This is a genomic window from Christiangramia flava JLT2011 (genome assembly GCF_001951155.1).
Lineage (GTDB): Bacteria > Bacteroidota > Bacteroidia > Flavobacteriales > Flavobacteriaceae > Christiangramia > Christiangramia flava.
The window spans coordinates 616,735-640,915 of sequence record NZ_CP016359.1; the positions used below are offsets into that span (position 1 = coordinate 616,735).

Genomic DNA, 24,181 nt, shown 5'->3' on the forward strand with positions numbered 1-24,181 from the left:
ATTTTAGTCACCGTCAGAATCTACATAATCCACGCTGATTGAAAGAGCCTGCATCATGTCTAATTTGAGCAAAACTACGGCTTTTTGCAGTTCATCGTAAGCAGCAAGCATTACTGAATTATCTGTTTCCACCTGGTTTTTCAGGTTGGCATCTAAAGCTGCAGACTGATTACTAATGGCAGCAAACTGAGTGCTGATCAAAGCGGCCAGGTCCTGCCCGTCTTTCATGCTATCCAGATATTGCAAATATTGCTTGTAGCTTTTGCCTGAAGCCGCACTTCCGAAGCCTTCACCTTCATAAAAGTCGCTATAAGCGTTCACCGCTTCCTGGTACAATTCTTTGGAAAGATCACCAGCATATAGCGCTTCCACATTCACCGGAGACGGAGTTCCGGAGAACACGCCGGCAGGATAGCCAATTTTACCGCTGCGCAGAAATTTTTCAAAATACATCACAAAGTCATTGGTAAACCGGTCTACTGAACCGGTGCTGGAAGAACTGGTATTTTCCACAAAAGTATCGCGATAGCTTCCGGTCCAACTCGCAGTAACTTCAGCAGTAAGATCATTGATCCTAGCCGCCGCATCGCTTAAATATGCCCGGTAATTTTCAGCATTTTCACCAGAAGTATAATATTCCAGGAGTGTGGTATCATCTTCAGCCAAACCATAAAGAAGGTAATCGATCGCAGGGAAGCCCTGTTCAGCAAAAGAAGACGGCAATTCCAGGTTATAGGAACCTGAAGCAATCTTGCTCTGGATATTTTCGGTATTTGCAGGGTAGGTATTCAGGAAATTTCTATAATTCAGTTCCTCGGCTTTCCCGATCTCAAACATGGAAACACTTTGAAAATCTATATAAGCCGAACGGTAAGCAGCTCTCAGGGCTGTAAGATTTTCCGCCGAAGGGTTTGCAGCGAATGTTTCAGTTGCCTGGTTGAGACTGTTGGTAGCTGTGCTGAAATTCTGAAAAGCAGGAACGATAAAATCATCTGCCCAGTGAGAAAGCATCGCTCCGCGATCAAAACTATCGGTCTGGCCACCATTTTGGTCGCCACTTCCATCATCTTCCGTAGAACAAGCGGCAAAACTCAGCAGTGCCAGTAACATGATTATTGAAATTTTCTTCATAACAGTATTTATTAAAAAAGCCGGGAACGCCCTCCAAGCACTCCCGGTGTCATTATATTTTTACTTATTCAGCAGCCTGAGAAACGCTGAAGCCATAAGCAGCGGCAATCTCTTCAGAAATGCTGTCCAGGGTTGCCGGGTTCACATCCCAGAAACCGTTCCCGCTCAACAAAGCCTCTTTATAGGAATCGATGCTTTCTTTAGAAACATATGGTGCTCCGGTAGCAGGATTGTGAGTAAATCTTAAGCTATACACGAAACCAAATCCTTCGGAAAGTTCGTGAAAAGCAGCACCGTAATTTTCTTCTTCCAATGCCGATTTTCCTCCCTGCAGGTAGTGTACGGCGCGAACACCAATTACTTTGGAAAGGTTTTCACGAATGATGGCCACCTGCTCGTCACGAAGATCATAGTCTCCCGCAACGATCGCAGCACGACCGGTTTTAAATGCTTCGTAAGTGCTTTCAGCAAGTCCGTCAAAATCGTCATCTGCGGCCACCTGTCCCAAATAACTGAACAGTAAATGATCATCACTTTCCCCAAGAACTGACAGCGGATCGGCTGTTGGAATGGATGGATCGCCGAAAAGGTACCCGTAAGCCTCATCCCACTTATGTTCCATGGTCGTGTAAGACTTCCCATCTTCAGTTACCATATCATCGTTATTCACCTGGTTATCACCTTCATCCAGAACTGGTTGAGAAAGGTAATTGTTCACCATCTGGTCTAACAGCAATCCACCGATAAGACTTTTGGCAAATGCCTGGTTATATTCTAGACCTTTGCCGCTCACGTAGCGAGTTCTTTCTCCCTGCGCGATCTGCCCGGCAACACCGGCTTCTGCCAATTGGTCTTTATTATCTTTTACTTCGTTCATCTGCCCGGAAATATAAGACTCAAAATCTGCCTTGATCTCGGCGCTTTCTACTGAATTATTAGAAAAATACAGGTTCGAAGCGGCAACTTTGGACTTTACACTTTTTGTAGACTCATTTAAAGCGGCGTTCGAGAAAGGAGCATTTTCGTTCGCGAACATATTCATTAGCTGCTCTTCAGTAGTGTTATCAAAATCATTGAAAACCGAAAGCATTTCAGCAGACATTTGCAACCTGGTAGTTTGCCCGTTATAATCTACGGTAGTTTCACCGTTTCTTTCAAAAGTATAGTTAGCAGGTACCTCCACCTCGCTTTGCTCATCGATGATCGTATCGTCATCGTTTGAACAGGAAGTAAGAATAAAAGATCCTGCGGTAAATAGTAGTAGAAAAGATTTTTTCATCGAATATTTTATTTAGACTTGTTTAAAATAACGACGCAAATATAGAATCCACATTCAGCTGACGCAAGTTTATTTAGATTTAATTTAAATAATATTTATTGATACTGCTGCGGAAAATCATAAACTCTCTTAATGGTACTGCCCGAAGATTTTGGAAGCTTCATTGTAAGCCGATTCAAAACTGGTCATTTTGATATTCGTATCGGCCTTAGCCTGTGTGAAGTAAGACAGCATTTTTTCGGAAGGCATATTCCCGGTGAGTTCGTCTTTAGCCATCGGGCAACCACCAAAACCCTGGATCGCCCCGTCAAACCTGCGGCAACCGGCAGTGTAGGCCGCGTGGATCTTTTCATGCCATTTGGACGGAGTGGTATGAAGGTGCGCACCAAATTCCACATTCGGATACTTCGGAATAAGATTGGAGAAAAGATAATCGATAATATCTGGCGTGGAAGTTCCCACGGTATCTGAAAGTGACAGGATCGTGACGCCCATTTCTGCCAGTTTTTCTGTCCACTCCCCTACGATCTCCACGTTCCATGGGTCTCCATAGGGATTTCCGAAGCCCATACTGAGATAAGCGACCACCTCTTTATCGCTGTTATTGGCAATATCCAGGATCTCCTTCAGCACTTCGACCGATTCTGCGATGGTTTTGTGCGTATTCCGCATCTGAAAGTTTTCAGAAATGGAAAAAGGATAACCTAAATAGTCAATTTCCTCAAATTTGGAAGCATCTTCTGCGCCCCGGGTATTGGCCACGATCGCAAGCAATTTACTTTGGGTAGCAGAAAGATCTAGCTTCGAGAGAACTTCAGCCGTATCACGCATTTGCGGAATGGCCTTGGGAGAAACAAAACTTCCGAAGTCGATCGTATCGAAGCCGCAACGCAAAAGAGACTGGATATACTGGACCTTTTTTTCCGTGGGAATGAATTCCCTGATTCCCTGCATAGCGTCCCGCGGACATTCGATAAGCTTAATTTCTGCCATACGACCAAAGATACTATTTTAGAGAACTTCTAAAAAGATTATGTTTTCTTTATAAATCCTGAAATCTGTGATTTAAAAATCCCTGATTCTCTGTAGATTCTTCAATTAAATGAAGATGAGCAGCGCGATCAGCATAAAAACCACTACCTGCATCCACTTCAGAAAATGACCAGATTTTGGATGCGATTTGATATAGACTGAAATCTTATCAGCAAGAAGTGAAACGAAAATGAAAATAAGCAGTGCCTGGAACATAAAAACTAAACCAAGAATATAGAATTGCCAGACGGTATCCAGCTCGCTACTCCATAAAAAACCCGGGAAAAATGCCAGGAAAAAAATTCCCACTTTCGGATTAAGCACGTTCATGATAAATCCCTGCCGATAAAGAGAACCTAGTTTTTTATTCGCCACACCTTCCGCAGAAAAGGCAATTTTCGCATCGCTTTTATACACCTGCCAGGCGAGGTATAATAAATAGACTGCTCCAAAGATCTTTATGATGAGAAATAAATTTTCAGATTGTTTGATGACCGCCGAAACTCCGAACGCCACCAGCGTAGTATGAACAATAATACCACTAACCAGTCCCAACGCGGTTACAATTCCCTGTTTGGCCCCGTAAGCGATCGATCGAACCAGCACATATATAATATCAGGGCCGGGAGCTAAGGTGAGCAGGATCGAGGCAGTAAGAAATGGCAGTAATTGTTCGAGCATGAAGGATATGAGAGATTAGATTTGAGAATTTATAGTTTAGACATCATTATAAATTTTCCGCACAAATAGGCATTAATTTCATTCTTCAACCAAAACGCGATCTATCAGGATTTTAAAATTTCACTACTTCCTGGATCAGGTTCAGGGTGATGAAAACTGGTAACAAAAATTGTTTCACCCGAATACCTGCTTATTGTTTAAAGCTTTCAGCTTTTTCCAGAATCGCCTGGTTGATCTTTTTGATCAGTGCCGGACCTTCATAGATAAAACCGGTATATAGCTGAACCAGGCTTGCGCCGGCATCCAGTTTTTCCAGCGCATCCTCAGCTGAATGAATCCCTCCCACCCCAATTATTGGAAATGCCTTGTTACTTTTTTCTGAAAGAAACCGAATCACTTCCGTGGCCCTTTTGGTTAGAGGCTTGCCGCTGAGTCCGCCAGTTTCATTCTTGTTTTCTGATTTCAAACCTTCCCGACTAATGGTCGTATTGGTCGCGATCACCCCGGCGATCCTGGTTTCCTGCACGATCTCGATAATGTCTAATAACTGAGTATCGGTTAGATCTGGTGCGATTTTCAGCAGAACAGGTTTGCTTTTTGGCCTTTTTTGATTTTCCTGTTGAAGGGTGTTCAGCAATCTGGTCAAAGGTTCTTTATCCTGAAGTTCCCGAAGATTTGGCGTATTGGGCGAACTCACATTTACCACAAAATAATCTACCAGTTCAAAAAGCGCGTTGAAGCTGAAGACATAATCCTCGACCGCGCGCTCATTTGGCGTGATCTTATTTTTACCAATATTACCTCCTACCAGGACGCCGTTATTCTTCCGAAGTCGTTCCACGGTCTTTTCCACGCCTTCATTATTAAAACCCATCCTATTGATGATCGCCTGGTCTTCTTTTAATCTGAACAATCGCTTTTTGTCATTTCCCGGCTGGGGTTTTGGCGTCACGGTTCCAACTTCAATAAAACCGAATCCTAAAGAAGACAATTCCCTGTATAATTTGGCATCCTTATCGAAACCTGCTGCCAGGCCAACCGGATTTTTGAATGTCAACCCAAAAACTTCTCTTTCCAGCCTGGGATCATTCAGCTGAAATTGCTTCTCCAGCAGTTTCGCCGCTCCAGGAATTTGAAAAATGTTTCTTAAAAAATCAAAAGTGAAATAATGGACCTTTTCGGGATCAAATTTAAAAAGCAAGGGCCTGATAAGGGATTTGTACATTTCCGTTGTGTTTTTGCAAAAGTAAAAGCTTATGGCTAAAAACTATATGAAAACTTAAAAGGTTTTGAGGCAGCAACCTAAATAGGTACTTTTGAAGCAAACCTAACTAACAATGACTAATAAACAGCATATCATGGACCGGTTCATCGGTTACGTGAAGATCGATACTCAAAGTGATCCTGAAAGCGAGACGACGCCAAGTACCCCCAAGCAATGGGATCTTGCCAACAGGCTCGTGGAAGAACTGAAGCAGATCGGGATGGAAGATGTGACGATAGACGAGCACGCGTATGTGATGGCCACGCTTCCGGCAAATGTCCCGCATAAGGTACCGGTGATCGGTTTTGTTTCTCATTTTGATACGACTCCAGATTTTTCCGGAACCAACGTCAATCCTCAGATCATCGAAGATTACGACGGAAAAGATATTGTGCTGAATGCGGAAAAGGACATCGTCCTGTCTCCTGATTATTTTGATGACCTCCTTCAGTATAAAGGCCAGACCATTATTACTACGGATGGGAATACCTTATTGGGCGCCGATGATAAAGCCGGGATCACGGAAATTATGACCGCCATGGAATACCTGATCAATAATCCGGATATTCCGCATGGCAAAATTCGTATCTGCTTCACTCCCGATGAAGAAATTGGTCGCGGGGCGCATCAATTCGATGTTCAGAAATTTGGAGCCGAATGGGCTTACACTATGGATGGCAGCCAGATTGGCGAGCTGGAGTACGAGAATTTCAACGCCGCCGGTGCCGTGGTAAAAGTTCAAGGAAAAAGCGTCCACCCGGGCTATGCGAAAGATAAGATGATAAACAGCATGTACATTGCTCAGGATTTCATCAACAGTCTGCCACGTTTGGAAACACCGGAACATACAGAAGGCCGTCAGGGATTTTTCCATTTAACCTCTATTGAGGGTGATGTGGAGGAAACCAAATTACAATACATTATCAGGGATCACGATAAAACGCATTTTGAAGCGCGCAAGCAGATGATGAAAGACCTAGCCAGTGAGATCTGCTCGCAATACGATCGTGATTGCATCCAGGTAGAGATCAAAGACCAGTATTTCAACATGCGGGAAAAGGTGGAACCGGTCATGCACATCGTTGAACTTGCCAAAGAAGCGATGGAAGCCGTTCATGTAAAACCTATCATCAAACCGATTCGCGGCGGAACAGACGGAGCCCAGCTTAGCTTCAAAGGTTTGCCATGCCCTAATATCTTCGCTGGCGGGCATAACTTCCACGGAAAATATGAATATGTACCGGTGGAAAGCATGCAGAAAGCTACCGAAGTAATCGTTAAATTAGCTGAATTAACCGCTAAAAAATACGAATAATGCCTGTCAAGACCGTTGAAGAGTATATTCAAAAACACACAAAATGGGAAAAAGAACTGCTTGAACTCCATGAAATGATGCTGACCACAGAGCTGGAACCCACTATTAAATGGGGCTCACCGGTTTACGCCCTCAATGGTAAAAATGTGGTAGGACTCAGCGGATTCAAAAATCACTACGGTCTCTGGTTCTTCAATGGCGCGTTGCTGAAAGAGCATACCGCCATGCTCGTGAACGCCCAGGAAGGAAAGACCAAAGCGATGAGACAGATCAGGCTTACAGCAGAGGACGAACTGAATACTTCCCGGCTTTTACCCTATGTCCGGGAAGCGATCCAGAACCAGAAAGAAGGTAAGGAGATCAAAGCCAATACCAGTAAGAAACTAGTCATCCCGGAAGAATTCGGAAAAATGTTACGGGTAGACGACGAGCTCAAACAGGCTTTCGAAAAGCTCACTCGGGGAAAACAGCGGGAATATGCCGATTATATTTCCGAAGCCAAGCAGGAAAAGACCAAACTCTCCCGGCTGGAAAAGATTATCCCCATGATCAAGGCTGGCGGCGGACTCCACGATAAATACAAGAATTGTTAAATAAAAAAAGCAGCCAAATGGCTGCTTTTTTTAGACATAAATGCCTGTTAAATTATTTTGCCTTGACAGGCTCATTCAGCTTCTGGCTCATTTCCATAGAAATGGAAGAACGATCAAAAGTGATTTTCCCTGCTCCGGTTTCAATGATTACTGAATTGTTTTTTTCGCTAAAGTCCACAATCTTACCGTGCATTCCGCTTTTGGTGATCACGCGATCCCCTCTTTTCAGCTCACTGGCAAACTGTTTTTCCTGTTTAGCTTTTTTCATTTGCGGGCGTATCATAAAAAAATACACGACCACAAACATTAAAATAATTGGCGCAAACTGCGTGAGTTGTTCCATAAATAAATTTAGCTGTTTGTATCTTCAGTAGCCTTTACGTTGGCTTTAATTCGAATTTGTTCTTTTCCAGTTTCCGTATTGGCAGTAACAGTTACGGTTTTGGTAACCTGGCCGTTTCCTGAACCATTGTACTTCACTAGCAATTCTCCTGAATCACCTGGCTGAATGGTTTCATTCTTAGGATATGTAGGAATGGTACAACCACAAGAACTGGTCGCGTTGGTGATAACCAATGGCGCTTTCCCGGTGTTGGTGAATTTGAAAGTATGCTCAACCGCAGTTCCTTTTTCGATCTCTCCGAAGTCAAATTCAGTTTCGTCAAATTGGATCTCTGGATAAACGGTTGCCTGCGCATCACGTTCAGCCGCGGTTTCCACGTTTTCAGCTTTTACTTTATCTGAGGCATTATCCTTACATCCGGTAAACAGCATTGCCCCTACTGCCGCAAACATTAAAATTGCTTTTTTCATGGTGAAGTTGTTTTTTGAATTTTAAAGGTTAAAATTACTAAATTTTCTTTACTACATCAGGCCCCGGCCCATTTTATTTAATTTATTCTCCGTTTGGTATTCCTTAGAGAGTTTATCCAGTACTCCATTGATAAAAATGCTACTTTTTGGAGTGCTGTATTCCTTCGCGATCTCAAGGTATTCGTTGATGGTCACCTTTACGGGAATACTCGGGAAATTAAGAAATTCACAGATCGCCATTTTAATGAGGATCATGTCAACCTCTGCGATACGATCTTTATCCCAGTTCGGTGTTTTCCCCAGCATTTCTTCGGAAAGTTCCTCGTCGTTCAGGTATGTTTTTCTGAAAAGTTTCTTGGCAAATTCCTTGTCATCCTCACTCTTAAAAAGTTTCGCGATCTTCTTTTCCTTTCCGGTCTTTTCCTTGAGCTTCTGAAGTAATTTCAGAATTGCAGTATTGACCAAAGGAAGGTCGTCTACCCAGGTTAATTTTCGATCCTCCAGATAATCATAGAGTTTATCGTTCGGTGCAATGATCTCCTTGAAAATATCGATGATAAAGTTCTTATCTTCCTTGAAATCATTCTCCCTGGTGCTCATATAGTCTTCGTAAAGCAGGCTGCTTCGAATCTCGTTCCAGATGATCGCCACATATTCGTCATCCTGCTTCCACTGGTTGACCTTGTGCTTTTCTAACGCATTTTGTAAACTCTCATTTTCATTGAGAATCTCAAAAATCGCATTATCAATAAATTTCCTGTTCGGATTTTTTTCCTCGCTGGTCGCAAGGTGTTTTTTCTGGGATTTTTCCAGGTATTCTACAGCATGTTCCCTGATCTCGGTAATTAGACTTAATTGCAGAAGAAACAGATCATACATTTCTTCCATGCTTTTCATCAGGAATTTCTCCTCGGTATTCAGATTATCATTCTGGCTTTGGTTGAATGCATATAAAGACTGCATTGCTTTAACCCTGATATGTCTTCGTGTCAACATAGCTGTAAAAGAACTTTTGAAAAATTAAGGGCGAAAGTACTAAACTTCCGCCCTGCAAAAATATCTAATAAATTAGAACTGCCTAGTTCAAATTCTGATTTTTTCTATCCGAAATTCGTTGCTTGGCGATCTGCAAGGCAGCAAAATGAGTCGTAATATCATCAGTTTTGGCCTTTTCCAGAATGCGCAAAGTTGTATTGTAAATATTTTCGGTCTTTCTCATGATCTCCTGACGATCATAATTTTCCAGTTCGGCATACACATTAATGATCCCACCGGCGTTGATCAGAAAATCCGGAGCGTAAACAATTCCTCTCTTCTGAAGCGTTTCCCCATGAGCCAGTTCATTGGAAAGCTGGTTATTGGCAGCTCCAGCAATAATATCAACCTGCAAACGATCGATAGTATTGTCATTAATGGTAGCACCTAAAGCACATGGAGCGTAAATATCCACATCAGCTGCGTAAATATCACCCTGATCGAAGATTTTTGCACCATACTTCTTACTTACTTCTTCCAGGCGATCTTCGTTGATATCGGTAATAAAAACTTCAGCTCCATCTTCCCGAAGATATTCTACCAGGGTTTCCCCAACATGGCCAATTCCCTGCACCAGTACTTTCTTGCCTTCCAGATCATCGCTTCCGTATTTGAATTTAGCCGAAGCTTTCATTCCCATAAAAACACCATAAGCCGTGATCGGGGAAGGGTTTCCTGCACCACCCTTTGATTCGGAAATTCCGGTAACATAAGGTGTCACTTCGCGAACCGTATCCATATCGGCAGTTTCCATTCCTACATCTTCCGCAGTAATGTATTTCCCGCCAAGAGAATGCACGAATTCTCCAAATTTCTTCATCAACTCCGGAGTCTTGTCTTTCTTGGCATCACCAATAATTACGGCTTTCCCCCCACCAAGGTTCAAACCGGTGATGGCACTTTTGAAAGTCATCCCTCGCGATAACCTCAGCACATCGTTCAATGCCTCCCATTCGCTGGTATAATTCCACATTCTGGTACCGCCCAGAGCAGGCCCTAAAACCGTATTATGAATACCGATTATTGCCTTTAAACCTGTATCTTTGTCGTTGCAAAAAACGATTTGCTCGTGATCATCAAAAGACACCTGACCAAATACAGGAGCTGATTTTTTTAATTCGTTTGCGTTTAAAACGTCAACTTGCATAATTGTTGAAATTTAAAGTTTTTTAGATTTTGAAAACCTTCAAAAATCTGGCGCAAAAATAGTAAATATTTAAAAATTAGCATTTAAAAGGTGTTAAATTAAAAGATCCTCAAAAAATTGCCTTTTCAAATATGAAAAACCTTCGCCATCTCAATAAGCTTTTTTTAAAATATAAATGGAAATTATTGCTGGGACTCGTCATCACGATCGCTGCCCGGATCTTTGCCATTTATTATGTTCCGCTGATCGGGAAAAGCACTGTCATCATTGAAAAATACCTGAATGGAAAAATTACAGACCTGGATTATGTGAAAAACCAGCTGATGTGGAATATCCTGCTCATCGTTGGAACCACGCTGGTAGCTGCTTTTTTTACATTTTTGATGAGACAGACATTTATCGTGGTTTCCAGGCATATGGAATATGACCTGAAAAACGAGGTTTATGAACATTATCAAAATCTCTCGCTGAATTTTTATAAAAAGAACCGGACGGGAGACCTTATGAACAGGATCAGCGAGGATGTTTCCAAAGTACGAATGTACCTGGGCCCGGCGATCATGTATAGCGTCACAACCTTTGCCTCTACCGCCATTACACTGATCTTCATGATCCGTTCGGCACCCATCCTGACCTTATATACGGTAATTCCATTGCCGATTCTGGCCTTTTCGATCTATAAACTCAGTGTGGCGATCCATAAACGCAGTACGGTCGTTCAACAATATCTTTCCAAACTCAACACCTTTACCCAGGAAAGTTTCAGCGGGATCGCGGTGATCAAATCCTACGGACTCGAATCGCACACCAACCACAATTTCCACGAACTGAGTAATGGAAGCCGTGATAAGAATATTGACCTCGTGAAAGTTCAGGCCTTTTTCTTCCCGCTGATGGTTCTGTTAATCGGGATAAGCAATATTCTCGTTATATATATAGGAGGAAGAAGGATTATTTCTGGAGAGATCGCCAATATTGATGTCCTGGTGGAGTTCATTTTGTATGTGAACATGCTCACGTGGCCAGTGGCTTCCATTGGTTGGGTAACTTCGCTGGTACAACAGGCTGAAGCCTCACAGGAACGTATCAATGAGTTTCTGAGTGTCCAACCGGAGATTACGAGCCCTAAACAGGAACCGGATACAATTAACGGTGAAATCAGCTTTAAGCATGTTACTTTCACGTACGACGACACGAATATTACTGCTTTGAAAGACGTTTCCTTCGACGTCAAAAAAGGAGAAACTTTGGCCATAATTGGGAAAACCGGATCTGGAAAATCCACGATCCTGGAATTGATCGGAAGATTATACGATATTGAACAGGGTGAGATCCTGATTGATCAAACCAATATCCAGCAGCTGAACCTGGAAAGCCTCCGTCAAAGTATTGGGTATGTTCCGCAGGATGCCTTCCTTTTTAGCGATTCCATCCGTAACAATATCAACTTCGGAAAAACCGATGCCACGGAAGAAGAGATCATACAGGCTGCGAAAAATGCGTCGGTACATAAGAATATCATGAATTTCAGCAAAGCTTATGATACGGTGTTGGGGGAACGTGGGATCACACTTTCCGGAGGACAGAAGCAGCGAGTAAGCATTGCCAGGGCTATCATTCATGACCCTGAAATTTTGCTTTTTGACGACTGCCTTTCCGCGGTAGATACCGAAACTGAAGAAGAGATCCTGAACAACCTGTTCGAGATCACCAGGAATAAAACGACCATTATTGTTAGTCACCGAATTTCTTCCGCTAAAAATGCCGATAAAATCATCATTCTCGAAGACGGAAAGATCATTCAACAGGGCACTCACCTGCAATTATTGAAACAAGATGGATATTACAAGGAGCTCTATGCAAAACAGTTAAATGAAAAAGAAATGTGAAAATTTTTTGTTAGATGTTAAAAATTTTTAGATTTTTGAGCTCAACAAAACAAACCATTAAAGAATCAATTTTATGAGCGACAAGGGAATGATGGAGAAAGAAGAAATATTCTCTAAAGTTTTAAGAGCGGGAAGAAGAACCTATTTTTTTGATGTGCGATCAACCCGTGCCGACGATTATTACTTAACCATTACGGAAAGTAAGAAGTTCACAAATGACGACGGTTCTTTCTATTACAAAAAGCACAAGATCTATTTGTACAAAGAAGATTTTGACGGATTTAGAGAAATTCTGGAAGAAATGACCAACTACATCATCAATGAAAAAGGTGAGGAAGTGATCAGTGAGCGCCATCAAAAAGATTTTAAGAAGGAATATGAGAACGATTTCGAGCAGGAAGCTGCTGTTACCGGCTCTAATCCTGATAAGTTTACCGATGTTAGCTTTGACGATATTTAAATTTTGATCTTAGTATATTGAAAAGACCGTCCTCCAAAAAAGGGCGGTTTTTTTATATTTAGACTTTCGAAAATCTCTGGACATGAAAAAACTCTTCCTCTGCTGCCTGCTAATCAGCTTTCTTAGCCATTCCCAAAATGACAGCCTGAGCCTGAAATATTATCTTCCGCAGGATATCTCCTACAATCAAAATATTCCTACACCTCAGGAAGTGATCGGTTTCATTCCCGGCGAATGGCATGTAAGCCATGACAGGCTCGTGCAGTACATGCGCAAACTGGCTGAAGTATCACCGAGGATCAGTCTGGAAGAAAGAGGTTTTACCTACGAAGGCCGGCCATTGATATTACTGCGCATCTCTTCCGAAGAAAATATTCAGAACCTGGAAAATATCAGGCAGGAACACCTGCAGCTGCTGGAGACCCAATCCAAGCAGAACGATACCGAAAATATGCCGGTGGTGATCAACCAGGGATTTTCCATTCATGGAAATGAACCCAGTGGTTCCAACGCTGCCCTGCTTTACGCCTACTACCTGGCTGCAGCACAGGGTCCGGCAATCGAAGAAAAACTGAAGAACACGATCATTCTCCTCGATCCCTCATTTAACCCCGATGGGTTACAACGATTTGCCTACTGGGCCAATACCAATAAAAGCAGCAACATCAATACCGATCCCCAGGACCGCGAATATGACGAGATCTGGCCGGGCGGCCGCACCAATCATTACTGGTTCGACATGAACCGCGACTGGCTGCCGGTACAATTGCCTGAATCCCAGGCCCGGATCGAAACTTTTCATAAGTGGTACCCGAATATCCTCACAGATCATCATGAAATGGGATCAAATTCCACTTTCTTTTTTCAGCCGGGGATACCTTCCAGGACGCATCCCCTTACGCCTCAACTGAACCAGGATCTTACCAAAGAGATCGGGACTTACCACGCCAAAGCTTTTGACAAAATTGGCTCTCTCTATTTTACCGAAGAGAATTATGATGATTTTTACTACGGAAAAGGATCCACTTTCCCCGATATCAATGGAAGTATTGGAATCCTATTCGAGCAGGCCAGTTCCCGGGGACATGCACAGGAAACCGATAATGGCGTCCTGACTTTCCCATTTACCATCAGGAACCAGTTTACAGCTGCCCTTTCCACGCTCGAAGCAGCTACAAAAATGCGCAGCAAATTGCTGAATTATCAACGTGACTTTTATAGGGAATCCCGAAAATCAGCCGGAAACGGGGCGTATGTTTTTGGCAGTAGCAGCGATCCCGCGAGAGCCTGGGAACTGGCAAAGATCATGCGGCAACATCAGATAAAGGTCCATGAGCTCAAAGAAGACTTCAGCTCTAACGGGAAAAAATTTGAAAAAGGCACCGCCTTCGTCATTCCTAAGAATCAGCGCCAGCAAAGACTGGTAACAGCCATGTTCGAGAAAAGAACCAGCTTCCAGGACAGCCTGTTTTACGACATTTCGGCCTGGACCTTTCCCCTAGCCTTCAATCTGGATTACGAGGAAAACGCCTCCGCTTCGGTAGCCGGCAAGGAAATTTCCAATTTTGAAATGCCTTCCCCTTCAGCTCCCGAAAAGAGTTCCTATGCCTACCTTTTAGACTGGAACAACTATTATGCACCCAAAGCCCTTAACCAGATTCTGGCAAAAGGCCTGCGGGCAAAAGTCGCGATGCAGCCTTTCCGTTTTGGCGCTTCAGAATTTACTTATGGCAGCATCATGATCCCGGTCGTGAACCAGCAACTCACTCCTTCAGAAATTCACGAATTTTTGGTAAAACTTTCCGAAGAGACCAAGGTTCAGATCACCGGGGTGAATACGGGAATGTCTGGAGGCATTAACCTCGGAAGCGGGGAATTCAGGCCGCTGCAAGCTCAAAAAGTGGCACTGGTTGTTGGTGAGGGTATCAGTTCTTATGATGCGGGAGAAATCTGGCATTTATTCGACCAGCGTTATAACATGAAGATCACCAAACTCGATACGCGTAATCTCAACAGGGCAAATCTTGCCAATTATACCGATATTATTTTACCGCCGCTCTGGGGTGGCCTGGACGAAAATGTGGCCAAGAAACTGGACGAATGGACCAAAAACGGGGGGACACTTATCGCCTACGGAAGGGCCATCAACTGGCTGCAACGACAAAAACTGGTTGATATCAAATTAAAGAGCACGAACGTACCCGCCAAAAATATCAGTTTTGAACAGCGTGGTGATTTCCGGGGTGCGCAGGTCATTGGCGGCGCTATTTTTGAGGCACGTCTGGACCGTTCGCACCCAATAGGCTTTGGCTATTCCGGTGACCGCATCCCACTTTTCAGGGATAATACCATTTTTATGGAAGCCGAAGAGGAAAGTTACAACAACCCGCTGCAGTATACCGAAAATCCGCTGTTAAGCGGTTACATCAGCAAACCGAATCTGGAGGCACTGGCAGGAACGGTTGCTTTTAAAAAGATTGGAAATGGGCGCGGCGAAATTTTATTGTTCACCGATGATACTAATTTTCGTGCCTTCTGGTTTGGAACCAACAAGTTACTGATGAATGCCATTTTTTTTGGTCAGGAGATGTAAAGAGACTTTAGGGAAATTTTAGCAGTCTTCAGTTTAATTTGGATAACTTTGTAGCCTTAAATTGGAGAAATTTGAAGATTTCTTCGGAAGAAAAAAGCGTATGCTTAAAACTACTTTGCTGTGAAATTTTCTGGATTCAGAAGCTGGCTACAGAACGAGCGATTCTTAGATTTCCTGAATAAATTCGCTTTTTTCCTTAGCCTGGTGACCATTCTTGTTGCCGTGTACGATCTTGGTTTCCGGCATCAGCGATACGAAGAAGAACAACTGAACCATCTTTATTTCTTCACGCTCATTACCGGCGTGGTGGCGATCATCCTGAGATATGCCTTTTTTAAGATCAAATTTCGGTTGAAGGTTCGCATTTTTGACACGATTCTCGGGGCGCTTTTTTTCATTCTCATCCTGGTAAAAATTGACTTTATTAGGGAAAGCTTTTTCTTTCTCGAAGTGTTGAACAAGATGTTCTACCTCTATTTGGCACTTTTCATCTTCTTTATCAGGGAATTTTCAACCGTGGAATTCAAATTCCGGAACGAACACCTGAATCCCGCCCAGCTTTTCATTATCAGTTTTTTAAGTATTATTTTATTAGGCGCGTGCCTGCTCATGTTACCCAAAGCGACTCACGATGGAATTTCTTTCCTGGATGCGCTCTTTACCTCGACCAGCGCCGTTTGTGTGACCGGTTTGATCGTGGTGGATACGGGCTCTTATTTTACTGCCTTTGGCCAGGGTGTGCTGGTGCTGCTGATGCAACTTGGCGGACTCGGGATCATGACATTTGCCAGTTATTTCAGTTACTTTTTCAGGGGGCAGACCTCCTATAAAAGTCAGTTAATGCTGAAAGACGCCACGAATTCGGAGAAGATCGGCGAGGTCATCGGGGTGTTGAAAAAGATCCTGTACATCACCATTATTGTGGAACTCGTGGGAGCTTTCCTAATTTATATCAGCCTGAGCAAAAAAGAGATCGGTATGATTTCAGACCGCATTTTCTTTTCCCTTTTTCACGCGGTAAGCGGTTTTTGTAATGCTGGTTTTTCCACCCTGGAAAACAGCCTTTACGAACCTGCTTTCCGGTTTAATTACCCTCTACAGCTGGTGATTGCCGCACTTTTCATCCTTGGCGGAATTGGCTTCCCCATCGTACTGAATCTATATAAATACAGCACGTATAGCATTAAAAATTTTCTATTGCGATTTACCCGCAAAGACAAACTCGTTTATTCTCCCTGGGTGATCAACCTCAATACGCGTATCGTGATTGTGACCACCTCTATTTTACTGGCGGTGGGAACGATTGGTTTTTACGGTTTTGAATATAACAATACGCTGGCCGAGCATAACTGGTTTGGGAAGATCGTAGTGGCCTTTTTTGGAGCAGCCACTCCGCGTACTGCAGGCTTCAATTCCGTAGACATGACGCAATTGCATTTCAGCACGCTGATGCTCACTTTTTTACTGATGTGGATCGGGGCTTCTCCAGCATCTACCGGTGGTGGGATCAAGACGAGTACCATCGCCATTGCCACGCTGAACTTTTTCAGTCTGGCCCGGGGAAAGAACAGGATCGAGGTCTATAAAAGGGAAATTTCGAATGCTTCGGTTAGAAGAGCATTTGCAATTATTTCGCTGTCGCTGATGGTCATTGGATTTTCGGTTTTCCTGATCGCTAGTTTCGACGAGGATAAAACCCTGCTTAGCATCGCTTTTGAATCTTTTTCAGCATACAGCACGGTGGGATTGTCTACCGGCATAACGGCCGATCTTTCGGCTTACTCAAAAATCGTCATCATTTTTACCATGTTCATAGGAAGGGTTAGCATGCTTACCATTATGATTGCACTGCTAAGGCGGGTAAAACATCAGAATTACCGCTATCCTACCGATGAGATTTTAATCAACTAAATAGAGCATTATGAAATATATCGTGATTGGTTTAGGAATTTTCGGAGCTTCGATTGCTGAAAAATTATCAGGCATGGGCAACGAAGTGATTGGAGTGGACATTAAAATGAGTAAGGTGGAAAGCATCAAGGAAAAGATCACTCATGCGATCAGCCTGGACGCGACAGATCCTGAAGCCGTTAAAAATCTGCCGCTTCGCGATACCGATGTAGTGATCGTAGGAATTGGGGAAGACAAGGGAGCCAATATCATGACCGCGGCACTCATGAAGCAGCTGCACGTAAAAAGGCTCATTAGCCGGGCAGTTGACCCCCTGCAGCGCATGGTGCTTGAAGCCATGGGCGTGACAGAGATCATTCACCCGGAAAAGGAAACGGCCGATCGCTGGGCAAAACGGCTAAATCTCGAGGGCGTGGTAGACAGTTTTGAACTGGACGGTGATTACAGCATCATTGAAACTCGAATTCCGAAGGAATATGACGGCAAGACGGTAGAAGAGATCGGCATTAAAAAAGAATTCAACCTCATAGTTTTGACCACGATGAAGGTGACCAACGAAAAGAGCGAGATTGGTATCGACAAGGATTGCACGGCGGTACAGGGAATAGCCCGCGCCAGCACCAAACTGAATAAAGGTGATATCATGGTGCTGTACGGTCACAACAAAGATATTCGCAGCCTGCTGGAAGAACACAAAAAGTTCAAGGAGGCTAATTAACCTACCCGCAGGCCGTTTTCTACCGGCAGGTCACTGGAAAGCAGCACAATATCATTCTCCTGCCCAACCGATCCCAACACGAGGCATTCGCTCATCAATGTTGCAATTTGTTTCTTCGGAAAATTGATAACGGCCACGATCTGTTTCCCGATAAGCTCTTCAGGCTGATATCTTTTGGTGATCTGTGCCGATGATTTCCTATAGCCAATCTTTTCTCCAAAATCGATCTTCAGTTTATAAGCCGGGTTTCGTGCCTCTTCAAAAATCGAAGCCTCGACGATGGTTCCTATTCGCATTTCTACCCGATCAAATTCCTGCCAGCTCAGATCATTTTCCATAGTATTTCCAAGTTTTATTGGCTAAATTTATAGAAAAAAGATGGCAAGAACAGAATCGGTCATGCTGGAACTGGGCACCCAAGCGCCAGATTTTAAATTAATGGATGTGCGTACGGGACACCTCCTGGGCCTGAAGGATGTGCGGGGAGAGAAAGGAACGCTCATCATGTTCATTTGTAACCACTGCCCGTTCGTAAAACATGTTAGCGATGAACTGGTTAGGCTGGCGAACGATTATCGGCCTTTAGGCTTTGGTTCCGCAGCGATCATGAGTAATGACGTGGTAAATTATCCCGATGATGCCCCGGAAAAAATGCAGGAAGTCGCGATGAAACATCAGTATTCCTTTCCATATCTTTATGACGGGACGCAGCAGATCGCTAAATCCTATCACGCGGCGTGTACACCCGATTTTTTCCTTTTTGATGAAGACCTGAAACTGATCTATCGCGGGCAGCTGGATGACAGCCGGCCAGGAAATGGCATTCATCCTTCCGGTAGGGATTTGCGCGAGGCGATGGATGCGGTCTTGAACAACCGTCCCGTTTCCGCCAATCAAAAACCAAGCATTGGCTGCAATATAAAATGGGCCGGATAATTTAACCTGAATTTAAAACGAAAACCCTTCATTTTTAGTAATTTTATAACCCTATAGATTTTATAGGGTTTAATTTAAAAAAATTGAATTATGAGTGATTTGAAATTAGGAGACAAAGCCCCAAACTTTGATGCTGAAACTTCAGAAGGTACGATCAATTTCTACGATTACCTGGGAGATGGCTGGGGGATTTTATTTTCCCATCCTGCAGATTACACACCGGTTTGCACCACCGAGCTGGGAACCGTGGCTCGCTATAAGGATGAATTCGAAAAGCGCAACGTAAAGGTGATGGCCCTGAGTGTAGATGGGCTGGAATCTCATAAAGGATGGATTAATGACATCAATGAAACGCAAAATACACAGGTGAATTTCCCTATTATCGCAGATGAGGACCGTAAGGTTTCTGATCTTTACGGAATGATACACCCAAATGCCGATAATACACTTACCGTTCGCTCGGTTTACGTGATCGGGCCAGATAAGACCATCAAACTGATGATCACTTACCCGGCGAGTACCGGAAGGAACTTTGATGAATTGCTGCGCGTAATCGATTCTCTTCAGCTTACGGCTTACCAGAAAGTGGCGACTCCGGCAAACTGGAAACATGGCGAAGATGTGGTCATCAGCCCTTCAGTTTCAGATAAAGATGCAGATAAGATGTTCCCGAAAGGCTATAAAAAGGTGAAGTCATATTTGAGAATGACTCCGCAACCGGACAAAGCGTAAAAATGGCCTATTTCATCTTATTTTACGAAACAGTTGATGACTATCTCGAAAAACGGGGAACTTACAGGCAGGTTCATCTGAAGCATGCCGAAAACGCTAAAAAAGATGGGCATCTGGTTTTAGCGGGAGCTTTTGCTAATCCCGCAGATGGTGCAGCACTGATCTTTAAAAGTGATTCCCCGGAAATCGCAGAAACATTTGCCAAAAATGATCCCTACGTTCAGAACGGGCTCATCAAGAACTGGTCGGTTCGCGAGTGGACGGTAGTGATCGAATAATATGAAGGCTGGTTTTACCAGCCTTTCCTTTTCTTCAAATTCTGGATATGTGCCAGGTGATGCCGGCTATGCCAGGCATACATCCCCAAACAGGTAAGCAAACTCACATTTTTCCCAGTTTCAGGATGGTGAAACTCTTTTTGAAGGTCGGCTTCTTCCATATGTTTTAACAGGTAGACCCATTTTTTATGAAGCGCCAGGATAAGATCCAGGCTGGAACCTACCGGCATTTGATAATCAGCCAGGCCGGAAAATTTATCCTGATCATAGGTTTTAATGGTTGGAGTATCTTCCGTTAGCGTCCACCTAAAACGTAAAAATGCATTTAAGTGACTGTCTGAAATATGATGGATGAGTTGCCGCACGCTCCAGCCATCCGGGCGATACGGTGTATCAAATTGCTGTTCGCTAAAGTCGTCTACCGCACTGATCAACGAAAGCGGAAAATCTTCGATATCTTTCTGCCAGGCAGCAACATGCTCTTCAGCGTTGAAATTGGCAGGCCATTCAAATTTCCCAACCGGGAATTTCAGTTTTTCTAGCTCTTGTTCTTCCATATATAAAAATAAAAAAGCGCCGGGAATACCAGCGCTTTAAATATCAAATTCTGAAGAATTTATTTTACGTTCATCAGCTCTACATCAAAAATCAGTACCGCATTGGGTGGAATAACACCTCCAGCACCTCTTTCACCGTAAGCCAGATCTGAAGGAATGACCAGCCTGGCCTTGTCTCCAACCTGTAACAACTGGATACCTTCGTCCCAACCCGGGATCACATGCCCTACTCCAATGGGAAATTCGAGTGGCTGATTTCTTTTATAAGAAGAATCGAAAACGGTTCCGTCGGCCAGCTGACCTTTATAATGAACCGATACGGTTTTTCCTTTTTCTGCCTGAATTCCGTCGCCTTTCTGGATGATCTTATATCGCAACCCGCTAGCTGTTTTTTCAAAACCGGCAGCAAGTTTCTCAACTTCTGCTTCAGCAGCTTTTTTAGCTTCGGCTTCCCTTTTGGCTTTGGTAGCATGAAAGTCTTTAAAAGCTTCAGCTCCGTCAAAATTTTCCGCAGCTGCACCCTGCCTGATGATTTCCAGTTTTTCGATTTTATCTCCCTGCTGAATTTTATCTACCACATCCTGGCCTTCCACTACATTTCCGAAGACCGTGTGCTTCCCATCCAACCATGGAGTTTCCACGTGAGTGATAAAAAACTGACTTCCATTGGTTCCGGGACCTGCATTAGCCATAGACAATTTTCCGGGTGCATCGTGCTTGAGCTCCGGATGGATCTCATCATCAAATTTATAACCCGGGCCACCGGCTCCGGTTCCGTTCGGGTCACCTCCCTGGATCATGAAATCTGGGATCACCCGGTGAAATTTCAGTCCGTCATAATAAGGCTCTCCCGCTGTTTTAGCCTTGTTCTCTATTTTTCCTTCAGCCAAACCAACGAAATTCCCCACCGTTCCCGGTGTTTTTTCAAATTCCAGTTCAGCTAAAATTTCGCCTTTCGAAGTATGAAATTTAGCGTATAATCCGTCTTGCATTGTTGTAGATTTTTATGAGTGGCAAAGATACCTAATTTGATCCATAAACTTTTTCCCCATTCAGATAAGTTCTGACGACCTGCGTTTGAGGAACGCTGTCTATGGCAATTTCCATAATATCGCGATCAAGAATCACGAAATCTGCCAGTTTCCCTGGTTCGATACTGCCCTTTTCATTCTCTTCGAAATTGGAAAAAGCGGCCCAGATGGTCATGCCTTTTAAAGTTTCTTCCCGGCTCAGCGCTTCTTCGGGCATAAATCCGTTTTCCGGGAACTGCTGGGTGTCCTGGCGGGCAACCGCTGCGTAAAACGTTAAAAACGGACTCACTTTTTCAACCGGGAAATCAGTTCCCAGCGCCACCAGTCCCGCCTGGTCTAGTAATTTCTGATAAGCGTAAGCGCCTTTGATCCTCTTTTCGCCCAATCTATCTTCTGCCCAATACATGTCGCTCGTGGCATGTGTAGGCTGGACAGAGGGAATGATATTCTTGCTGAAATAATGAAAATCTGCTGAATCGATCACTTGGGAATGTTCCACTCTCCAGCGCCTGTCTGGCGAATCCTTCAGAAGTGAATCATAAGTCTTCAGCACCAGGTAATTTGCCGAATCTCCAATCGCATGGGTATTCATCTGAAATTCACTTTTTGCCACGCGCTCGGCGATCTTTTTAAATTCGGAAACGGGCGAAAGCAAAGCACCAAAATGCCCGTGCCTGTCTGAATATTCCTCTTTCAATGCCGCGCCTCGAGAACCAAGAGCACCATCCCCGTAGAATTTTACCGAGCGAACATTCAGGCGGTCGGTTTTATAAGGGGCACGATCAAGGTAATAATCAAGGTTTTGCGGGGTATTAGCCACCATGGCATACACCCGCATTTTCAGTTCCCCGGTTTTCTGAAGGCTGTCAATAGTTTCGATCACCTGGCGATCCAGACCTGCGTCATCCACGGTGGTTAAACCGTAAGAGAAACAGATCTTTTCAGCAGCAAGTAAGGCTGTTTTTCTTTCCGAAAAATCAGGTGCTTTCTGGCTTTTTTCGATCAGTTCCATGGGATTATCAATCAGGATCCCGGTAAGTTTCCCCTCTTTTTGTTCAATATCGCCACCTTCAAAATCGGTTTCCGTGGTAATGCCGGCAAGGTCCAGTGCTGCCTGGTTGGCTAATATCGCGTGGCCGTCGATGCGGGAGATGGCGACGGGAGTATCTGGAAAGAGCTGGTCCAGGGTATCTTTCACAGGAAATTCCTTGATCTCCCAGTCATTTTGGTCCCAGCCACGACCGGTGATATAATCCAGCTGGTATTTATTCTGAAATCTCACGATTTTCGTCACAACTTCTGCAAAGCTGCTGGTCCCTGTGAGATCCACGCGGCGTTGTTGTAACCCGAAATTATAGAAATGGGCGTGTGCATCAATCAGCCCGGGAAAAATGGCTTTTCCGCCGGCATCATACGTGCTATCGGAATCGTATTGTTCTTTCAGGTCTTCAGAAGTTCCCACGGCCAGGAATTTCCCGTCTTTCACAACAAAAGCTTCCTGTTTGCTAAAGCTGCTATCAACCGTATAAACCTTTGCATTATAAACCAGTAAATCGGCTTTTTCCTTTGAATTGCAGGAAACAAGGAGGAAAGAAAGTAGAAGAATGTAGCTAATTTTATTCATGAAATGTTTTTATAAAATGGAAGATAAGGCATTGAGAATCGTATCGCGAATGGTTTGGTTGGCTGCTGCGGCCAGCGCTACGGAAATGATCAACCCTAAAAAGGCATAGCCAAAATCCCTGGTAATGAGCCTAAAAGCTTTATTACGATGTTTTTTGCCCTTTTTCTTACGGGCCAGGCTAATCGCAATTTCCCTACCGCCAATAACACCCAGGAACACCCAGGTTGTACTCATTGGCACGGTGCTGATAAAAAGTTTATAGATCAAGAGCAATACATAGGTGAAATCTACAAGTGTGGCGGCGCGAATATCTGAAATTCGGGATTTCTCGCTGACCACTTCCTGAATACGGTCGCCACGTAGATAGAATAGCAGGCCTAAGCCCATGAAAATGGTAATGGCAAAAATGATGAATTGCAGGAGGTTTTGCTGGCGAGGCAGGAACACTGCAATATTGGCGCCGTCCTGCATCACCCAGACAGCCCAGAGCGTTCCGCTAACGATCCATTGAACGGCGGTCCAGACATTGCTAGCATTGCGGCTTTTAAAATATTTCCTGATGATATTATAGGAAAAATACCAGACGGCAAAAGACAGGATGAATGCCAGTACGTAACCCGATAAGCTTTTCCCGATCACCGATGTGATCCCGGAAGTATCAGCGCTAAATACACTTAAGATGAGGAAAGTAGTAGAAACTGGCATTCTTAAACGAGTAAGGATGAGCAGCACCAATGGGGCGATGATCTGAAAGAAACTGAACCGCTCCGGATGTGGATAATCTGAAGTCCCGTCAGGATTCAACAAACGCTGATAGGTTACATCCCCATCAAAATACACCCAGCTGAATGCCACCGTTGCTACGAAAATGCTTCCCACAAAAAGCCATAAGATCCACCATTTCTTGGCTTTATTACTTTCAATAAAAGTCCCGAGAGACTGAATACTGTCATTGGCTACGGTTGCGTAAGCCGCGAAGAAAAAGCCCAGCCACATGGCCCCACGCGGGTAACCGGTCATGATTCCTGCGAGAATGATTCCCACGATCACGATGGAAAGGAATGTTTTTTCTTTTACCAGGACGTCAAGGAGGTTCAGGTAGGGTCGGTCGCGGTTAATCCGCCTGAATTTTTTGGCCATGTATTTTAGCTATACAGTTAGG

24 protein-coding genes are annotated in these 24,181 nt (G+C 43.9%); 10 read left to right on the forward strand and 14 right to left on the reverse strand.

Features of this window, described 5'->3' with window-relative positions; all coding sequences use genetic code 11:
- Positions 1-3: 3 nt before the first annotated feature.
- The 5 genes from GRFL_RS02435 to GRFL_RS02455 all read right to left on the reverse strand — a co-directional run bounded on the left by GRFL_RS02435 (position 4) and on the right by GRFL_RS02455 (position 5,348).
- A complete protein-coding gene (locus GRFL_RS02435; protein WP_083643123.1) occupies positions 4-1,131 on the reverse strand; it encodes an imelysin family protein in 1,128 nt (375 codons plus the stop codon).
- A 64-nt stretch (positions 1,132-1,195) separates the two neighbouring features.
- Positions 1,196-2,410 carry a DUF4856 domain-containing protein gene (locus tag GRFL_RS02440; protein ID WP_083643124.1) on the reverse strand — a complete coding sequence of 405 codons (1,215 nt, stop codon included), beginning with the start codon at positions 2,408-2,410 and terminating at the stop codon, positions 1,196-1,198.
- A gap of 129 nt (positions 2,411-2,539) precedes the next feature.
- Positions 2,540-3,403, reverse strand: a complete 864-nt coding sequence (locus tag GRFL_RS02445; RefSeq protein ID WP_083643125.1) for a hydroxymethylglutaryl-CoA lyase — start codon at positions 3,401-3,403, stop codon at positions 2,540-2,542.
- Between the two features lie 105 nt (positions 3,404-3,508).
- The gene (locus GRFL_RS02450; protein WP_083643126.1) at positions 3,509-4,123 is read right to left on the reverse strand and encodes a LysE family translocator; all 615 of its coding nucleotides are present in this window, start codon (positions 4,121-4,123) and stop codon (positions 3,509-3,511) included.
- A 190-nt stretch (positions 4,124-4,313) separates the two neighbouring features.
- A complete protein-coding gene (locus GRFL_RS02455; protein ID WP_083643127.1) occupies positions 4,314-5,348 on the reverse strand; it encodes a quinone-dependent dihydroorotate dehydrogenase in 1,035 nt (344 codons plus the stop codon).
- Positions 5,349-5,460: 112 nt separating this feature from the next.
- Here GRFL_RS02455 and pepT point away from each other — a divergent pair, with 112 nt between their 5' ends.
- Together pepT and GRFL_RS02465 are read left to right on the forward strand one after the other, a co-directional pair.
- Complete coding sequence (pepT, locus tag GRFL_RS02460; protein ID WP_083643128.1) at positions 5,461-6,702, forward strand: peptidase T; 1,242 nt, start codon at positions 5,461-5,463, stop codon at positions 6,700-6,702.
- The gene (locus GRFL_RS02465) at positions 6,702-7,295 is read left to right on the forward strand and encodes a YdeI/OmpD-associated family protein (RefSeq protein ID WP_083643129.1); all 594 of its coding nucleotides are present in this window, start codon (positions 6,702-6,704) and stop codon (positions 7,293-7,295) included. The genes pepT and GRFL_RS02465 overlap by 1 nt, the downstream gene beginning before the upstream one ends.
- Positions 7,296-7,347: 52 nt before the next feature.
- Here the strand turns inward: GRFL_RS02465 and yajC are convergent, their stop codons facing one another.
- From yajC to GRFL_RS02485, 4 genes are all read right to left on the reverse strand, one after another.
- Positions 7,348-7,638 (reverse strand): preprotein translocase subunit YajC, encoded by a 291-nt coding sequence (gene yajC / locus GRFL_RS02470; protein WP_083643130.1) that lies wholly within the window; start codon positions 7,636-7,638, stop codon positions 7,348-7,350.
- Positions 7,639-7,646: 8 nt separating this feature from the next.
- A complete protein-coding gene (locus GRFL_RS02475; RefSeq protein WP_083643131.1) occupies positions 7,647-8,108 on the reverse strand; it encodes a DUF1573 domain-containing protein in 462 nt (153 codons plus the stop codon).
- 51 nt (positions 8,109-8,159) lie between these two features.
- Positions 8,160-9,104 carry a transcription antitermination factor NusB gene (gene nusB, locus GRFL_RS02480; protein WP_083643132.1) on the reverse strand — a complete coding sequence of 315 codons (945 nt, stop codon included), beginning with the start codon at positions 9,102-9,104 and terminating at the stop codon, positions 8,160-8,162.
- An 82-nt stretch (positions 9,105-9,186) separates the two neighbouring features.
- On the reverse strand, positions 9,187-10,290 hold the full coding sequence (locus GRFL_RS02485; RefSeq protein ID WP_083643133.1) for a Glu/Leu/Phe/Val family dehydrogenase: 1,104 nt from the start codon (positions 10,288-10,290) through the stop codon (positions 9,187-9,189).
- Positions 10,291-10,421: 131 nt separating this feature from the next.
- Here GRFL_RS02485 and GRFL_RS02490 point away from each other — a divergent pair, with 131 nt between their 5' ends.
- The 5 genes from GRFL_RS02490 (at position 10,422) to GRFL_RS02510 (ending at position 17,861) form a co-directional block, all read left to right on the forward strand.
- Entirely contained in the window at positions 10,422-12,179 is a 1,758-nt protein-coding gene (locus GRFL_RS02490) for an ABC transporter ATP-binding protein (protein ID WP_083643134.1), read from the forward strand.
- A gap of 73 nt (positions 12,180-12,252) precedes the next feature.
- Complete coding sequence (locus GRFL_RS02495) at positions 12,253-12,639, forward strand: PUR family DNA/RNA-binding protein (protein ID WP_083643135.1); 387 nt, start codon at positions 12,253-12,255, stop codon at positions 12,637-12,639.
- Positions 12,640-12,721: 82 nt separating this feature from the next.
- Positions 12,722-15,232, forward strand: coding sequence for a M14 family metallopeptidase (locus tag GRFL_RS02500; RefSeq protein ID WP_083643136.1), 2,511 nt, complete (start codon positions 12,722-12,724; stop codon positions 15,230-15,232).
- A gap of 120 nt (positions 15,233-15,352) precedes the next feature.
- A complete protein-coding gene (locus tag GRFL_RS02505) occupies positions 15,353-17,143 on the forward strand; it encodes a TrkH family potassium uptake protein (RefSeq protein ID WP_083643137.1) in 1,791 nt (596 codons plus the stop codon).
- Between the two features lie 10 nt (positions 17,144-17,153).
- Entirely contained in the window at positions 17,154-17,861 is a 708-nt protein-coding gene (locus GRFL_RS02510) for a potassium channel family protein (protein WP_083643138.1), read from the forward strand.
- On the opposite strand, the gene GRFL_RS02515 is transcribed toward GRFL_RS02510, so the two are convergent.
- Positions 17,858-18,199 carry a tRNA-binding protein gene (locus GRFL_RS02515; RefSeq protein ID WP_083643139.1) on the reverse strand — a complete coding sequence of 114 codons (342 nt, stop codon included), beginning with the start codon at positions 18,197-18,199 and terminating at the stop codon, positions 17,858-17,860. The two genes, GRFL_RS02510 and GRFL_RS02515, sit on opposite strands and share 4 nt — an antisense overlap.
- 40 nt (positions 18,200-18,239) lie before the next feature.
- Between GRFL_RS02515 and GRFL_RS02520 the strand changes: the two genes are divergently transcribed.
- From GRFL_RS02520 to GRFL_RS02530, 3 genes are all read left to right on the forward strand, one after another.
- Complete coding sequence (locus tag GRFL_RS02520) at positions 18,240-18,797, forward strand: thioredoxin family protein (protein ID WP_083643140.1); 558 nt, start codon at positions 18,240-18,242, stop codon at positions 18,795-18,797.
- 90 nt (positions 18,798-18,887) lie between these two features.
- Positions 18,888-19,529: a peroxiredoxin gene (locus GRFL_RS02525; protein ID WP_083643141.1), complete on the forward strand. Its 642-nt coding sequence runs from the start codon at positions 18,888-18,890 to the stop codon at positions 19,527-19,529.
- A gap of 2 nt (positions 19,530-19,531) precedes the next feature.
- Positions 19,532-19,807, forward strand: coding sequence for a YciI-like protein (locus tag GRFL_RS02530; protein WP_083643142.1), 276 nt, complete (start codon positions 19,532-19,534; stop codon positions 19,805-19,807).
- Between the two features lie 14 nt (positions 19,808-19,821).
- On the opposite strand, the gene GRFL_RS02535 is transcribed toward GRFL_RS02530, so the two are convergent.
- From GRFL_RS02535 to GRFL_RS02550, 4 genes are read right to left on the reverse strand one after another with little or no spacing between them, the layout of a single operon-like run.
- The gene (locus GRFL_RS02535) at positions 19,822-20,364 is read right to left on the reverse strand and encodes a YfiT family bacillithiol transferase (RefSeq protein WP_083643143.1); all 543 of its coding nucleotides are present in this window, start codon (positions 20,362-20,364) and stop codon (positions 19,822-19,824) included.
- Positions 20,365-20,423: 59 nt separating this feature from the next.
- Positions 20,424-21,356 carry a peptidylprolyl isomerase gene (locus tag GRFL_RS02540; protein WP_083643144.1) on the reverse strand — a complete coding sequence of 311 codons (933 nt, stop codon included), beginning with the start codon at positions 21,354-21,356 and terminating at the stop codon, positions 20,424-20,426.
- 31 nt (positions 21,357-21,387) lie between these two features.
- Entirely contained in the window at positions 21,388-23,019 is a 1,632-nt protein-coding gene (locus tag GRFL_RS02545; protein WP_083643145.1) for an amidohydrolase, read from the reverse strand.
- A gap of 9 nt (positions 23,020-23,028) precedes the next feature.
- The gene (locus GRFL_RS02550) at positions 23,029-24,159 is read right to left on the reverse strand and encodes a hypothetical protein (protein WP_083643146.1); all 1,131 of its coding nucleotides are present in this window, start codon (positions 24,157-24,159) and stop codon (positions 23,029-23,031) included.
- Positions 24,160-24,181 lie beyond the last annotated feature (22 nt).